Origin of the sequence: Bacteroides sp. AM54-2NS (assembly GCF_003602935.1) — a bacterium.
GTDB lineage: Bacteria > Bacteroidota > Bacteroidia > Bacteroidales > Bacteroidaceae > Bacteroides > Bacteroides xylanisolvens.
Map to the genome: position 1 here is coordinate 12,565 of NZ_QTMZ01000044.1, position 15,349 is coordinate 27,913.

Sequence of the window (15,349 nt, forward strand, 5' to 3'; positions counted from 1 at the left end):
ATTATTTTAAACGTGAAGATTATGAAGACTAAATTTATTTATGTAATTATGGCCGTTCTCCTGATGGGAAGCCAGATGACTTTGTCTGCACAGAATACGGATAACAAACAAAAAAAACAGCGTCCTACACCGGAACAAATGGTGCAGATGCAGACTAAACAAATAGTAAATACGTTGATGTTGGATGATGCAACGGCAGCTAAATTTACTCCGGTATACGAGAAGTATCTGAAAGAATTGCGTGAATGTCGTATGATGACTCATAAGGCGAGAACAGAGAAAACTAAAGCACAAGGCACAGACGCTAATGCTAAGAAAGAACGTCCGTCCATGACTGACGACGAGATTGCAACCATGTTGCGAAACCAGTTTACTCAAAGTCGTAAAATGCTGGATATTCGTGAAAAGTATTACAATGAATTCAGCAAGATACTTTCGCAGAAGCAGATTCTGAAGATTTATCAGCAGGAAAAGATGAATGCTAATAAATTCAGAAAAGAATTTGACCGCAGAAAAGGTCAGAAACCGGGACAGGGACACCACCAAGGACAAAGACCTCGTGCTCCGCGTCAAGACCAGAAATAAAGATTAGGTTTATTTTATTATAGTTTTATTTTACTAAATCAACACAATTTGAACATAGGCAGCCATATTTATTCTTTTCAGTACCGTTTGATTACTTGTTATGTCTTGTTACTGATTAGTTTGACTGTTTTTGCTCAGTCCGGCAAAGAGCGTTTTTCCGGTCGTGTGATTGATACTGAAACCAATCAGCCGGTACCGTTTGCTACGGTCCGGCTTTTGGCTTTACCGGATAGTACCTTACTGGCGGGTGGGGCAACAGATGCACAAGGCAAATTTCAGTTAGCCGTCGTTATTCCTAAAAGTAAATCCATTCTGTTACATATTTCTTATATCGGATATACCCCTGTTTTTCGGACTATATCAGCTTCAACAGATAACAAAACACCGATTTTAGGCGATATTTCTTTAACTCCGGAGAGCATTTCATTAACAGAAACCGTTGTTGTGGGACAAGCACCGATGGTTGTGACCGAAGGAGATACTACTGTCTTTAATGCTTCGGCCTATCGTACTCCTGAAGGTTCTATGCTGGAAGAATTGGTGAAACAACTTCCCGGCGGCGAAATAGACGAGGATGGCAAACTGTTGATTCATGGAAAGGAAGTGAAAAAGATTCTGGTGGATGGGAAGGAGTTCTTTTCCGACGACCCGAAGGCAGCACTTAAAAATCTCCCTGTAGAGATGGTAGAGAAACTGAAAGCTTACGAACGCCAGTCCGATCTTGCCCGTCTTACTGGTATTGATGATGGCGAAGAGGAAATGATTCTCGACCTGTCGGTCAAGAAAAATATGAAACGGGGTTGGATGGAGAATTTCATGGGCGGGTATGGAAGCAAAGACCGTTATGAACTAGCTAATACTTTAAATCGTTTCCGGAGTAACTCTCAATTGACGGTTATCGGGAATCTGAATAATACAAACAATCAGGGCTTTTCGGAGATGCAAGGAGAATCTGCTAGTTCCTCCGGTAATCTTCGCACTCAAAAAGGACTGACCACTTCCCGTTCTTTGGGAGTGAACGTCACTTATGACTGGCAGCGTGTCAAACTCCGGTCGAACATTCAATATGTGGGAACAGACCGGCTGGAGGATAGTCGTACTACAGTCGATAATTATCTTCGTAAAGACAAATCTATTACTGAAAGTACCGGACACAATCGCCAGGGAAATGATAATCTCGTAGCGAATGCTTTTTTAGAATGGAAAATGGACTCCGTTACAACATTGATTTTCCGTCCTCAATATCGTACGGCTGTTAATGACAGAGGTAGTAGTGGCTTTCAGCAAGGGTGGGGCAATGACGTATTGTTGAATGAAAGGAAATCATCCGGAACCACTCATAGCTCTTCTTATAACATGACCATGATGCTTCAGCTTAGCCGGAAACTTAGCCGGATGGGAAGAAACATCGCTTTGAAGGTTGATTATGGAACAAATGCTTCTTCAACCGATAGAACGAATCTTTCTACTACGCATTACTTTAAGAATAACACGAAGAATGTTAAGAATCAGAGGATTGAAGATAAGGTGGACGGCTATAACTACCGACTACAACTGGTGTACGTGGAACCCTTGCCCTGGCTTCATTTTCTTCAGTTTCGTTACAGTTATCAGCATCGGATTAACAATTCCGACCGGTTTGTTTATAACTGGGATAAGAAGGCGGAAGATTTTGCTCCTGATTATGACGAAGACGCAAGTAACTGTTTTGAGAATCAGTACAGCAATCACCTGTTTAATCTTGCTATCCGCACTTCCCGGAAGAAATACAACTATAATATAGGTGCTGACTTTGAACCCCAAAAGTCTGTCAGCCATTCTCTTTTAGAGAAAAAAGAATCGTTGGAAGAACCATTGGAAAAATCAGTCTTTAATGTTTCTCCTACCGTCAATTTCCGCTATAAGTTCTCCAAGCGTACCCGTTTGCAGATTGTATATCGGGGGAAAAGTCGCCAGCCCAATATACGCGATCTTCAACCGATAACAGATCGCACCAATCCGTTAAATATCAAGGTCGGTAATCCTTCATTGAAACCTTCTTATACGAATACGTTTACGCTGAACTTCAATTCATATAATGCCAAGCATCAACGGAATATGGTTGCTGCTGTTTTGGCGGAGAACACCATTAATAGTGTTACCAATCAGGTGACTTATGACAGTGAATCCGGTGTGCGGACCACCACTCCCCTTAATATGAACGGAAACTGGCGTATTATGGGTTCTTTTTCTCTTAATACTCCTTTCAAGAACCGGAATTGGAGGTTCCGTACTTATTCATATTTGCAATGCAGAAATCAGAACGGCTATAGCACAATAAACAAAGAAGCTCCTGTGAAAAGCACAGTGAAACATTTGACAGCCCGCCAACGCCTGCAATTAACTTACCGGACAAAAAAAATGGAAATCAGTGCCCGTGCGGAGTTACTTTATAATAATTCCTATAATAATGTAAAAGAGACACGTACGGAGACTTATGATTATCGTTTCGGAACAGAAATACAGTATTATTTTCCGTGGAACATAGAACTATTCAGTGATCTTACATATTTTCAACGTTCCGGTTATGGTTATAGTGGCTATGCTCGCGAAAACCTGATGTGGAACTGTCAGTTGTCGAAAGCTTTCCTAAAGCGGAAACAAATCCTTCTCCGCTTCAAAATATACGATATTCTTCGTCAGGACGTTTCAATGATACGTACGATTACTGCTACTGCCATTCGCGACACAGATTATAATGCACTGGGTTCATACTTTATGGTACACGCTATACTTCGTCTGAATATGATGGGGCACTGATTTCATCTTCCACAAATGAACTCGGAGTACAACCATAGTATTTCTTGAATGCTGTACTGAAATATTTAGCATTCGGATAACCTGTCAGATAAGCAATCTCTCCAATACTATATTTGTGTTCACGCAAAAGCGTGGCAGCACGTTTCATCTTAATATCACGGATAAACTCCTGTGGATTTTGTCCTGTCAGAGACTTTATTTTTTTAAAAAATACAGACCGGCTCATAGCCATCTCCATAGCTAGTGTATCAATAGAAAAGTCTTCATTCATCATCTTTTCTTCAATGTATTCCACTACCTGTTCCATAAATTGTTTATCCAGTTCGTTTACAAGCAACGACTCATCATTGAAAGCGGACTTGTCGATATATTTCTTTCTGTACAAGCTACGGTTATTGATTATAGAAGCAATTTTACTTTTCAATACCGCAGGATCGAACGGTTTTGTGATATAATCGTCGGCTCCTGCATTCAGCCCCTTGATGATGTCTTCGCGTTCGGCGAGTGACGTCAATAGAATCAATGGGATATGGCAGGTTTCAATATTCGATTTAAGTTGTTTGCAGAGTTCAGTTCCCGAAAGAAGTGGCATCATTACGTCCGAGATGATAAAATCGGGATTTTCCTTGCGTACAACTTCCAAAGCCGCTTGTCCGTCTGCACTTTCTACAATAGAATAATCCTGTTTCAGATAACGGGCGAGGTATTCCCGTAATTCTTCGTTGTCTTCTACTAGCAAGATCTTGATTTTCCCCGCTTCATCTGGTTGTTTCTCTTGTTGTACTTCTTTTTTCGGGTGAAAGTCTTTCTGTATAAGTTCCGTTTTGTTGTAGTCACTCTGTGATACAGGAAGCTGGATGCGGAAAGTCGTTCCGACTCCTTCCGTACTGGAAAAGTCGATGCTGCCTTTATGCAATAACGTCATTTTCTTGGTAAGCAAGAGCCCGATGCCGCTACCGGTTTCTTTGGAGTTGGCAGCGTTTTCAGCACGGTAGAAACGGTTGAACAATTTCTTTTGTGCCTGGGTAGATATACCTATTCCGTCATCTACTACTTCAAGTACTAATTTCCCATCAGTGAGTGAACATTTCACCCATACATTCCCGTGCTGGCACGTATATTTGATTGAGTTAGAAATCAGGTTATCCAAAATAAGAGATACTTTCCGGCGATCGATAAAAATAGGATGTTCTCCTTCGGGGGAGATTTGTGTGTGCAGGCTGATTCCTTTTTCACGTGCAAGCGGTTCGAAGTTGCCTACCGCGCTGCCGATGAAAGCGGACATTTCTGTTTCTTCCACTTGCAGCGTCATCGCTTCGCGCTCTATCTTTTGGAAATCCAACAGTTGAGACACCATATTCAATAACTTCTCCGTGTTGCGTTGTGCCAAGGTAAGAGCGGAATGTCCGTTATCTGTCAAAGGCTCATTTTCGATTTCATTCAGAGGAGCCTTTATGAGTGTCAACGGTGTGCGTATATCATGAGCTATATTGATAAAGAAACGGATCTTTTGATCTGAATCCCGTGCATCCATGCGATCTTTATACGCTTTAATCAGGAAATAGACTAATAGTGCGGTAAGTAAAAGATATAACACCCATGCAAACGGGGTATTCCACCACGGATGAGCAATAGTGATGTGAATACTTCTCTCTTGATAATTCTTTTCATCACCTCCGCTAAACACTTTGACACGGAACGTATAATTGCCCGGAGGGATATTCGTATATACAGCATGATGATGGTCGGTTGGTAAACTCCATGCATGGTCGAAGCCTTCCAAATACCAACTATATAGATTCTTGGATACATTCAAGTATCCTAAATTCAGGAAGCGGAAAGAAAAGGAATGTTGTCCGTGAGTCAGGGCAATCTGTTCGGTGCGGTCAATCACAGTATGCAGGGGAGAACCTTTTGTGTCGGGGCGAACCGGCACATTGAACAGAGCGAATTCTTCAAAACGGAGATTGAAAGAAGTCTCATCCTTTTGGGCAAATTCATCGGGGTTCAGTTCAAAAGCCCCTTCGGGAGTTCCCCATACGATATGGTTATTGCGGAACTGTGAAAAGGAACGGAAGTTGAGGATATTGTCGGGCAGTCCGTCCGCTTCATAAAACACATCGATCCGTCCATGTTTGGGATGCAGGCAGTTCAAACCGTTTTCGGTGCTGACCCAGATACGTCCTTGTCCATCATATTGTATTCCACAAATATTGTTGGAAGAAAGACCGTCCGCTTGTGTGTATTGTTTGGTTGTTCCGTCAGTCAACTGATAACAGAGTACTCCTTTTCCTTCTGTTCCAATCCAAAGTTGCTGTGGGGTGGAAGGGGGAATACAGAGGCTTTGAGTAATAAATTGCATACTCTTCTCTTTTTCTCCGACGGCAGGTAATCACCTTTCTCTGTTTGGATATTGAAGATAATCACTCCTTTGGTAGAAGCAACGAATAGTGTATCTTTTCCGTAAGTAAGAAGTTGGTTAATACCTTTGATGGGATAATAATCCACCTTGTGAGTGGTAGGATTATATCTCATCAGTTCGTTGATGATTCCACCTAACCAAATGTTGCCTTCCTGATCCTGCGTAATGGCATAAATATAATTCTTGGTTGGTTTGCTTCCTTCCTTTTTGGGAAGATCGATGATGTGAATCCGGTCGTTACGGTCGATATTGATTACGTCACTGGCATAGCCTCCTGCCCATACGTTCCCTTCTTTATCCTGACAAAGTGAGAGAATGACGGCATTATCTTTCTGGTCATTCTGAAAAAAATGACGCCATTGACCATCTGTTTGATCATATCGGCTGATACCTTGGTTGGTTCCTATCCATAAGCGGTTGCGGTCGTCCTCCAGTAAACAGTTCACATGATTGTTGGCTAGCGATTGGGAGTTATTTTCTATGTGGTGATAAGTGGTGCTTACCAGTCGGTTTTTATTGTACACAAATACTCCGGCTGTATGTGTGCATACCCAGATAGAGTTTTTATTATCTAAGATATGATAGATCGTATTTGCCTTCAGGTACTTGTATCCGGTGGCATTGTGAGAATATTCTGTTTCACGTTCCCCGGTAAATCTGTTGTATTCATAAATTCCAGCCCCGTCTACTCCTGCCCAGATACGGTCTGTTCCTACGGAGGTGATGCTTCGTACCGGAACAGCTTGGTGAACAGCCTTGTCTGCAATCAGTTCTTTCTGTGGTTTGTTATAGATATAAATGCCGTGAGAAAAAGTACCAATCCATAGATGATGAGTCAATGAGTCGTGATACAATGATTGTATCCGTTTATCGTTGAGTGCGGAAAGATATTTCTCCCTTCTGTAGATAACTTTCATCCTCCTGTTCGACAAGGTGGAAAACCCCTTTGGATGTTCCTGCCCAACCATGTTTTTCTTTTTCGAAAAGCAGGCAGTGAACAGCCACTTTCTGTTTGATGGATTGCAAGGTGGAATCGTTTGTATTGAATCTGTATAAATGTTCAGTAGTACCAATCCATAAATGTCCTGTCGGGTCGAAGGTAATTGCATTAATAGCTTCACGTTGCGTGAGATTGACATTGTTCACTTGGTGAAAAGAGTCCGTTTCATAGGAGAACTTATAGATATTTGCTTCACTAAAAGCATAAATTTCTTTTTGATCGTTGATTAGGATGCCTCTGGGATGCTCTGTTACCTCATTCTCAGCAGATATTGATAAAGTATAATGCACAAAAAACTCTCCATTGTATCTGTCAATCCCAGACCGGGTGGCAAACCATATATACCCGTTATCATCCAAAATTGATTCTTGCACACGACGGTTGCTCAAACCGTTGTCTGTCGATATTTCTTTAAACGGCAGTGCGTTGATTGTATCCGGCATTAATATGAGTGCCAAAAACAGTAGTAGTAGCGTCTGTCTCATGGTTTCAAAATTGGTTTTTGTAGTCATCACTTTCAGACAAAGATAGCGAATTTAAGCATAGTAGGAATACCTCCTGTATAGATAAACCGGAAATGAAACCTATTTTATCGGATATGAAACCTTCCAGTTTGTCCAAATGCCTATCTTTGCCTTACACTTTTCATTTAATACTATTTAATAACAGTAGCACATGGATACTAATTATAAGATGATTTCCAGTTTGTTATTAGCAGGAGTATCTACCTGTGGAATTGCCCGGCAACCCATGCAAAACCCGATGGAGCCGGTGAAGGAAAGGCCCAATATTCTTGTCATTGTTTGTGAGGATATCAGTCCGTACCTGGGATGTTATGGAGATAAAGTTGCAGTAACCCCTAATCTCGATTCTTTTGCGGCTCAAGCTATCTTGCATACTGATATGTATACATGCGTGGGAGTATCTTCTCCCAGCCGTTATTCATTAATAACCGGACGGTATGCTTCAGCTGATGGGGCTAATTATATGCGTTCCAATTATTTTAATAAAGAGTTTGGAGTTGTTCCGCCTGCAGGAGTAAAATGTTATACCGAATTTTTGCGGCAACAAGGATATTATTGTACGAACAATGCAAAAACCGATTATCAGTTCACTTCACCTGTTTCTGCCTGGGATGAGCAAGGAGGAAAGGCACATTGGAAGAAGGCGCCTGCCGACCGACCATTCTTTTCTATCTTTAATTTGAATGTCACACATGAGTCTTTTATATGGAAAAATACAGATTTGCCTTTGGTGGTTTCACCGGAGGATATTGTTTTGCCTCCCTATTACCCTGACACTAAAATAGTGCGTCATGATCATGCCGTTCTTTACTCTAATATAAAAAAGATGGATGAACAATTCCGAAGACTCTTGGAGGAACTGGAGGCAAGCGAGCGTGCAAAAAATACCATTGTCTTATTCTATTCGGACAATGGAGGTCCTCTGCCGCGTGCTAAACGTGAGATTATGGATTCGGGGACTCATGTTCCTTTTATGATTCGTTTCCCGGACAGAAGAGGGGCAGGTACACAGAATACATCTCTGAATATGTTCGTAGATATTCCTCCGACGATATTATCACTTGCAGGAATAGTTCCTCCGTCCTATATGCATGGACAAGCGATGTATGGCCCCTATAAAGCGACTGAAAAAAGAAAATATGTGTTTGGTGCAACCGATCGCTTTGATGAACAGATAGAAAAACGTGCGTCCATTCGTTCGGAACGTTATCTTTATATACGGAATTATATGTCTCAACAGTCGGTTTACCGTCCTGTGAAGTTCCGTTTGGATATGCCGATGATGCAGGAGATGTTACGGCTCCATGAGGAGGGAAAATTAGATACTGTTCAAGAACGTTGGTTCATGTCACCGGCTTTTGAAGAAGAATTATATGATTGTACCGCAGATCCGCATCAGATTCATAATCTGTGTAATGATGCTGGTTATCAAAAGGTATTGAAACAGATGCGCGCTGCCTATCAGAAAGAATGGATAAAGCCGTTCAATATTGATTGGGAGCAGAGAACGGAAGAATATTTCGTGAATAAAATGTGGCCGGAAGGAACGAAACCTTGTTGTGAACGCCCTCATTTGAGAACAGAAAATGGGAAAGTATATGTAGAGAATGATTTGAGTATTTATTCAGCTATTTACCGGATAAAGAATAAAGAAGGTAACTGGCATCTGTATACAAGTCCGGTTTCTCTGAAAGCAGGAGAATGCATTGTCTTGAAGCTGGAACGGATTGGTTATAAGGACTCCGAACCGGTAGAATTCCAATTTATGTAAAGTGAAATAATGATGTGTTAATTTTAAAATAAGTATATGATGAAGAATCTAATACCCTATTCAGTTGCAGTTTCCGCTTTGGCAAGTACTTGTCTGCCTCTTGTAATGAATGCACAAACTGTTATTGATGAAACGCAACTGTCCCGGAAAAATGTATTGTTCATAGCTGTAGATGATCTTAAGCCTTTGCTTGGTTGTTATGGTGATCCCGTGGCACAGACTCCTCATATAGACCGTTTGTCCACAAGAGGAACCGTTTTTATGTCAGCTTATTGTCAGCAGGCCGTGTCGGCAGCAACACGTGCCAGTCTGTTGACAGGAATGTGTCCGGATCGTACCCGTGTGTGGGATCTTAAAACATTGATTCGCTCGCAGAATCCGGATGTTGTCACCCTGCCGCAGTACTTTAAGGAGAACGGGTATAGAGTAGCAGGTATCGGAAAAATCTACGATCCCCGTTCGGTCGATAAACAACAGGATGCCCGTTCCTGGTCGGAAGAATATATGGAACATGCCCAGTTTATAAATGCCGGATTCGAACAACCTGTAATGGCTCAATATCAAAGTCCGGAAATACGTGGACTTTATAATAAATACCATAAAGAAGCGCAGGCGAAAGGTATGGATAAGAAAAATCAAATAGAGAAATACATTCAGAAATATGTGAAACCTACCACAGAGTGTACGGATGTTCCCGACAATGCCTATAATGACGGAGCTATTGCCGACGGAGCCGTTCGTTTTCTGACCAATTGTCATTCGGATAAACCTTTCTTTCTGGCGGTAGGATTCAAAAAGCCTCACTTGCCTTTCTGTGCTCCCAAAAAGTATTGGGATTTATATCATCGTGAAACGATGCCTTTGGCTACCTACCGGAAGAAAGCGGTGGGGAGTCCGGAGTTTGCCTATCATAAATGTGGTGAACTGCAATTGTACACCGATATTCCCTCTCTTATTTCTTTTTCGGATATTGAAAATGTGAAGATTCCCGACGAGAAAGCTCGTGAACTGGTGCATGGTTATTATGCCTGCATTTCTTATATTGATGCTCAAATAGGTAAGATAGTGGAAGCTCTTGAAAAGAGCGGTTGCCTGAATAATACGATTATTGTATTGTGGGGAGATCATGGCTGGCATTTGGGAGATCATGGATTGTGGAATAAACACACCAATTTCGAACAGGCTACTCATGTTCCATTTTTATTGATAGATCCTTCATCTCCTGCACAAAAAGTAACGACTCCGGTAGAGTTTCTTTCCATTTATCCTACCTTGTGCGACTTGGCGGGACTGAAAAAGCCCTTGAATTTGGACGGAGAAAGTTTAGTAGAGGTCGTGAAAGGCAAGAAAGATGTCGTAAACATTAAACCTTATGCAGTGAGCCAATATCCAAGAGTAGGTAAGATGGGATATTCACTGCGAGACGGCCGTTACCGTTATACAGTCTGGCTAAACTGGAAAGATAAGAAAACAGATACGACAAAGATACTTGCGGAAGAACTTTATGATTATGCTAAAGACCCGGATGAAACTGTTAATGTTGCAGCAAATAGTGATTATGCAGACGCATTGCACCAAATGAAGAGGTATTGGGAAGAATATAAAAAGACTCGAATTGTTAGAAATGAAAAATAATCGGAAACCATTAATTGACTACAAATAACTTATGAAACTAACTCTGAAACTCGTAGCGGCAAGCACTGTGATACCTTTTGCGTGCGTGCAGGCTCAAAATACAATGCAGCATCCTAATGTCTTAATGCTTGTGGTGGATGATTGGGGGGCTCACGACCTTTCTCTTACCGGTTCTAAACTATATGAAACAAAGAATATAGATCACCTGGCACAGGAATCCACCAACTTCTCGCAGGCATACGTGGCCTATCCACGAAGTGTACCGTCACGCTATTCGCTCATAACCGGTCGGCATTGTGCCCGTCCGCAGACAGGAGCCAAAACCGATGACCGTAAAGTGGATGCCGACAGCTATTGTATAGCTATGCCTTTTAAGGAAGCCGGATATAACACTTGTATTATAGGCAAATGGCATCTAAGCGACGGTAAAACGATGCCCGAAGACAAAGGTTTTGATTTAAATATCGGTGCAGGAAAAGCCGGTTCTACAGGAACATATTTTGCTCCTTTCAACAAACCGGGAACTTCCAATCCGGATAAACTGATTTACGGTATGGAAGATGCTCAATCGGGTGAATACCTAACGGATTATATGACCCGTAAAATGGTGGATTATCTCAAAACACCACGTTCGCAGCCATTCTTCGCAATATGTAGTTTTTATGCCGTTCATACCCCTTTGGAGGCAAAGCAGGAGATGATAAACCGCTATGAAACGAAGATTGAGAAATTGGGATTGGGAGAAGATCCTATGAAAAAGGAAGAAGCGGGTGACTGCAAGACCCAGCAGGATCATCCTGTCTATGCAGCAATGATTGAATCTGTAGACGAGGGAATAGGAAAGATGATCGAAGCGTTGAAAACCACCGGACAGTATGACCATACAATCATCGTACTCATTTCCGACCACGGCGGACTATCAAACCGGGGAAACAAACGTGAATTGGCTACTACCAATGCGCCTCTGAAGGCTGGTAAAGGGCATCTTTACGAAGGAGGCTTACGTGTCCCAATGCTTGTTCATCTTCCGGGACAGAAGGAAAACAAAACATGTGACTTGCCCGTAATGAGCTTCGACTTACTTCCCACGCTGGCCGATCTTTGCAATGCACCCGTAGACGGGAAAGCCGAACTTGACGGAATGAGTTTAAAACCAGCCTTGACTGGAAAGAATCCACCCGCATTGGCTGCCCGTGACCTTTTTTGGCATAAAGCTTCGCAGCGTCCCACTTCAACAGGTGATTATGTTTCGACTGCTATCCGTAGCGGCCGATATAAACTACTCGACTTCTATCAGCAGAACCGCATTGAGCTTTATGACTTGCAATCTGATCCCGGAGAAAACCATAACCTGGCCATCGAGCAACCGGAAATCACCCGTCAGTTGATGCAAAAGCTGAATGACTGGCGGAAAGAAATGAATGTGAAAATGGCCGACCCTAAGACAATGAACCATAATGATAATAAACTGAATCCTGGAGATAATGCGAATGGAGATAAGAAATACGGAAAGAAAAAACAAACTCTGAAATAATAAATGCCTTATGAAACTATTAACAAAAATAACTCTCGGAGCTTTTGCGCTCCCGGCAATGCAGGTTGTAGCACAAACAACCAAGCCCAATATCATTCTGATAATGACCGATCAGCAATCTTATAATGCCATTAGTGCACACGCTGACATGTATGGCGGTTCCTATTTTTCCACTCCTAATATAGACCGCCTGGCCAAAGAAGGGATTTCGTTTACTCGTACTTATTGTGCTAATCCTGTATCCGTCCCCTCACGTTTTGCTCTTTTCACCGGAATGTTCGGCGGACAATATGGTATTCGTGAGAATCAGTGTGCGGAGGCCGACGAAACCGAAGTCCGTGCGATGCTTGCTCAAAATGGAATGGGAGCAGTATTCAATCGTGGCGGATATGAAACCTATTACGGTGGAAAAGTACATTTGCCTTTCTCCGCCAAAGAGGGCAAGTCTAAATTTGCTGCTCCGGCAGGGTATGGTTTTGAAACTTACTTTACCGATGACGAACGTGACGGCTTGGGAGTGGCTGCCGGCAAACTGATTGAAGAAAAGGCGACACAACCACAAACAGCCGGAAGTAAACCGTTCCTGCTGGTTGCCTCTTTTCTTAATCCTCATGATATCTGCCTGGAATCATCGACCAATCTTTCTTCCGAAGTAATCGGTAAAAAAGAAGGTAAGAAAAGCCTGATAACCCAATGTGTCCGTCAGATGCGTGCCCGTGCTGCCGCAATCGATTCGGTAGAGTTTTACCGTGAACATGCTCCCGCACTTCCTTTTAATTTTGCAAAGACTGACGGTTTTCCTGATATGAAGAAAAGTCCTTATAAAGACTTCCCTGATTGGTATTGGCGCAAATATCGCTGGACTTATGGGCAATTGGTTGCTTTAGTGGATAGCCATATCGGTCATATTTTGGACGCTCTCGATCGGCATCCGGAATTGAAACGCAATACGATCATTGTTTTCACCTCCGATCATGGAGAAATGCAAGGTGCCCACCACACTGTAACCAAGAATCTACCTTATGACGAATGTCAACGGGTACCATTCATCTTCTGTGGCCGTGGAATAGCACATGGTGAACGTGACAATTCACTGGTATGTAACGGAACCGACTTGCTTCCTACCATTTGCCAGTTGGCTGGCATACCTCTTCCCGCTAAAACCGACGGACTTTCATTGGCCGATCGTGTGTTGGGACGTGGTAAAGCTCCCCAGCGCAAAGCTTATATACAGAAGGAGACGGATTCCTGAATGTCATTAGCGGTACAAACAAATATACCCTGTTTGATGGCAAAAACAGCGGGGAAATGTACGTTGATTTAAAGTCGGATAATGGTGAACTAAAAAATATCATCTCCGGCAATGAAGCAAAAGCGCAAACGCTGAAAAGTTTTATCCCGCTTGAAAAACTAAAACCACTTTCAGCGAAAGTAAAGAAGGAGAAAGTAGAAAAAAACGCGAAAAGGACTGAAAAGCAAACCGGCAAAGTACAACGGAAAGGCCATTGATGCGGGCGTATCATGGAGATACGGTCAGATCAGTTCTGTTTCATTAATAACAAACTTCCTTTCCATTACTGGTAAACTTCTATTTGATTAATAGATAACTTGCTTTTGCTTACTGATAAACTATAAACGCAACTTTTGTTTTTATAAATGAAGCTTGCAATTATAAAAACAAAGCTTGCATTTTTATAAACGCAAGTTGCGTTTATAGATTACAATTAGAGAAAAGGAACTTTGCAACAGGTAGGCAACAAGTTTATACTAAGGAACGAACAACTTATCTATTAATAGATTAGATGAAGAGTAAGATAGAATGACCGGATATCAAACCTTATAAAACGGAAAAATAACCTCTTGATACGCTGATAGGCTTACTTTTGCCCTATCATTTTTAATGTAATGCTTATGAAAAAACTAATTCCTGTAATTTATTTGTTGTGCATCCATTGGATCTCTTGTGCACAGGAGATTCCTCAAAAAGTCCCTATTCCGGAAAGTGAATTGATGAGCTTCCCATCAAAGAAATCGTTACCAATTATTATAATGGTAATTTCTATATCGGAACCGCCAATCATGGAAAACTGATAGATGAACTTTCCGGCCGGATAGCCGCCCGTGAGTTTGACTATATGACTCCGGCTAATGACTTTAAGCAGAGTTATATTCATCCTACTTATGATTCCTGGCGGTGGGAATTGCCGGATAACTGGATTACCTATGCCAAAGATAAAAAAATACGGCTTCGTCTACATAGCCCTATCAGTCCGCAATGCTCGAAGTGGGTGAAGGAAGACAATCGTACTCCGGAAGAACTGACCCGTATGTTGGAAGAATACATGACACAACTATGTATCCGATATGCTAACCAACCGAATGTACAATGGATAGATGTAGTGAATGAAACGATTGCGAAAGAAAACGTGAAAGATCCGGTATTCGGCGATCAAAAACGGGGAGAATGGTTTGGCGCCCGCCAAGGAACATCCCTTTGGGAGAATCCCTGGACAATTATCGGTTTCGATGAAGAAAGTGAAATCCGTACTCCTCTTTATATTAATAAGGCATTCGAGATAGCCACTCAATATGCGCCTTCAGGGGTGAAACTAATCATTAACCAACACGGAAACTTTGAAGAAGTAGTGTGGGAGCGTATGAAAAAGCTAGTCAGTTATCTTCGCGAGAAAGGCTACCGGGTGGACGGACTGGGTTGGCAGGCACATATTGATACCGGCTGGGAGAAAATACCCGGCAATGTGGAACGACTGGACAAATTTATTTCCTGGTGTCATCAACATTCGCTGGAGTTTCATATTACAGAAATGAACGTATGGATTAAAGACGGTGATACAACACGTGAAACCGAACAGGCAGAAACGTATGGAAAAGTGACATCTACCTTGCTGAAACACGTACATGAAGGAGTAGTCGGTATCAGCTTTTGGAATGTACGTGATGAAGATACACCCAATGAAAAATGGATGGGCTGCCTATGGGATAATGCAGGACGAGCCCGTCCCGGATACGAGCGTATCAAACAAGAACTTATAAATCATATCACACAATAAATCTGAAA

Annotated in this window: 12 protein-coding genes; 9 read left to right on the forward strand and 3 right to left on the reverse strand. The window is 42.1% G+C overall.

Annotation, left to right across the window (positions count from 1 at the left end; genetic code table 11):
- Positions 1-21 precede the first annotated feature (21 nt).
- Together DXA05_RS20695 and DXA05_RS20700 are read left to right on the forward strand one after the other, a co-directional pair.
- Positions 22-585 carry a hypothetical protein gene (locus DXA05_RS20695; protein ID WP_128859584.1) on the forward strand — a complete coding sequence of 188 codons (564 nt, stop codon included), beginning with the start codon at positions 22-24 and terminating at the stop codon, positions 583-585.
- Positions 586-633: 48 nt separating this feature from the next.
- Complete coding sequence (locus tag DXA05_RS20700) at positions 634-3,384, forward strand: TonB-dependent receptor (RefSeq protein WP_128859585.1); 2,751 nt, start codon at positions 634-636, stop codon at positions 3,382-3,384.
- Here the strand turns inward: DXA05_RS20700 and DXA05_RS20705 are convergent.
- The 3 genes from DXA05_RS20705 to DXA05_RS20715 are packed head-to-tail and all read right to left on the reverse strand — an operon-like array spanning position 3,353 to position 7,318.
- Complete coding sequence (locus tag DXA05_RS20705) at positions 3,353-5,746, reverse strand: response regulator (protein ID WP_128859586.1); 2,394 nt, start codon at positions 5,744-5,746, stop codon at positions 3,353-3,355. The two genes, DXA05_RS20700 and DXA05_RS20705, sit on opposite strands and share 32 nt — an antisense overlap.
- Entirely contained in the window at positions 5,650-6,723 is a 1,074-nt protein-coding gene (locus DXA05_RS20710) for a two-component regulator propeller domain-containing protein (RefSeq protein ID WP_165861542.1), read from the reverse strand. The genes DXA05_RS20705 and DXA05_RS20710 overlap by 97 nt, the downstream gene beginning before the upstream one ends.
- Entirely contained in the window at positions 6,674-7,318 is a 645-nt protein-coding gene (locus DXA05_RS20715) for a two-component regulator propeller domain-containing protein (protein WP_128859588.1), read from the reverse strand. The genes DXA05_RS20710 and DXA05_RS20715 overlap by 50 nt, the downstream gene beginning before the upstream one ends.
- Positions 7,319-7,481: 163 nt before the next feature.
- Here DXA05_RS20715 and DXA05_RS20720 point away from each other — a divergent pair, with 163 nt between their 5' ends.
- From DXA05_RS20720 to DXA05_RS20750, 7 genes are all read left to right on the forward strand, one after another.
- Complete coding sequence (locus DXA05_RS20720) at positions 7,482-9,101, forward strand: sulfatase (RefSeq protein WP_225450365.1); 1,620 nt, start codon at positions 7,482-7,484, stop codon at positions 9,099-9,101.
- 36 nt (positions 9,102-9,137) lie between these two features.
- On the forward strand, positions 9,138-10,736 hold the full coding sequence (locus DXA05_RS20725) for a sulfatase (protein WP_128859589.1): 1,599 nt from the start codon (positions 9,138-9,140) through the stop codon (positions 10,734-10,736).
- Between the two features lie 31 nt (positions 10,737-10,767).
- A complete protein-coding gene (locus DXA05_RS20730) occupies positions 10,768-12,270 on the forward strand; it encodes a sulfatase (RefSeq protein WP_128859590.1) in 1,503 nt (500 codons plus the stop codon).
- A gap of 10 nt (positions 12,271-12,280) precedes the next feature.
- Positions 12,281-13,522 (forward strand): sulfatase-like hydrolase/transferase, encoded by a 1,242-nt coding sequence (locus tag DXA05_RS20735; RefSeq protein WP_128859591.1) that lies wholly within the window; start codon positions 12,281-12,283, stop codon positions 13,520-13,522.
- A gap of 56 nt (positions 13,523-13,578) precedes the next feature.
- Positions 13,579-13,779: a hypothetical protein gene (locus DXA05_RS20740; RefSeq protein ID WP_128859592.1), complete on the forward strand. Its 201-nt coding sequence runs from the start codon at positions 13,579-13,581 to the stop codon at positions 13,777-13,779.
- A 402-nt stretch (positions 13,780-14,181) separates the two neighbouring features.
- On the forward strand, positions 14,182-14,361 hold the full coding sequence (locus DXA05_RS20745; RefSeq protein WP_128859593.1) for a hypothetical protein: 180 nt from the start codon (positions 14,182-14,184) through the stop codon (positions 14,359-14,361).
- Positions 14,361-15,341, forward strand: coding sequence for an endo-1,4-beta-xylanase (locus tag DXA05_RS20750; RefSeq protein WP_284515646.1), 981 nt, complete (start codon positions 14,361-14,363; stop codon positions 15,339-15,341). The genes DXA05_RS20745 and DXA05_RS20750 overlap by 1 nt, the downstream gene beginning before the upstream one ends.
- Positions 15,342-15,349: the final 8 nt, after the last annotated feature.

Coding starts and splice junctions, on each gene's coding strand:
- DXA05_RS20705 (WP_128859586.1), bottom strand. CDS start 5,746: ATGCAATTTATTACTCAAAGCCTCTGTATTCCCCCTTCCACCCCACAG.
- DXA05_RS20695 (WP_128859584.1), top strand. CDS start 22: ATGAAGACTAAATTTATTTATGTAATTATGGCCGTTCTCCTGATGGGA.
- DXA05_RS20720 (WP_225450365.1), top strand. CDS start 7,482: ATGGATACTAATTATAAGATGATTTCCAGTTTGTTATTAGCAGGAGTA.
- DXA05_RS20730 (WP_128859590.1), top strand. CDS start 10,768: ATGAAACTAACTCTGAAACTCGTAGCGGCAAGCACTGTGATACCTTTT.
- DXA05_RS20740 (WP_128859592.1), top strand. CDS start 13,579: ATGTACGTTGATTTAAAGTCGGATAATGGTGAACTAAAAAATATCATC.
- DXA05_RS20715 (WP_128859588.1), bottom strand. CDS start 7,318: ATGACTACAAAAACCAATTTTGAAACCATGAGACAGACGCTACTACTA.
- DXA05_RS20710 (WP_165861542.1), bottom strand. CDS start 6,723: ATGAAAGTTATCTACAGAAGGGAGAAATATCTTTCCGCACTCAACGAT.
- DXA05_RS20735 (WP_128859591.1), top strand. CDS start 12,281: ATGAAACTATTAACAAAAATAACTCTCGGAGCTTTTGCGCTCCCGGCA.
- DXA05_RS20745 (WP_128859593.1), top strand. CDS start 14,182: ATGAAAAAACTAATTCCTGTAATTTATTTGTTGTGCATCCATTGGATC.
- DXA05_RS20725 (WP_128859589.1), top strand. CDS start 9,138: ATGATGAAGAATCTAATACCCTATTCAGTTGCAGTTTCCGCTTTGGCA.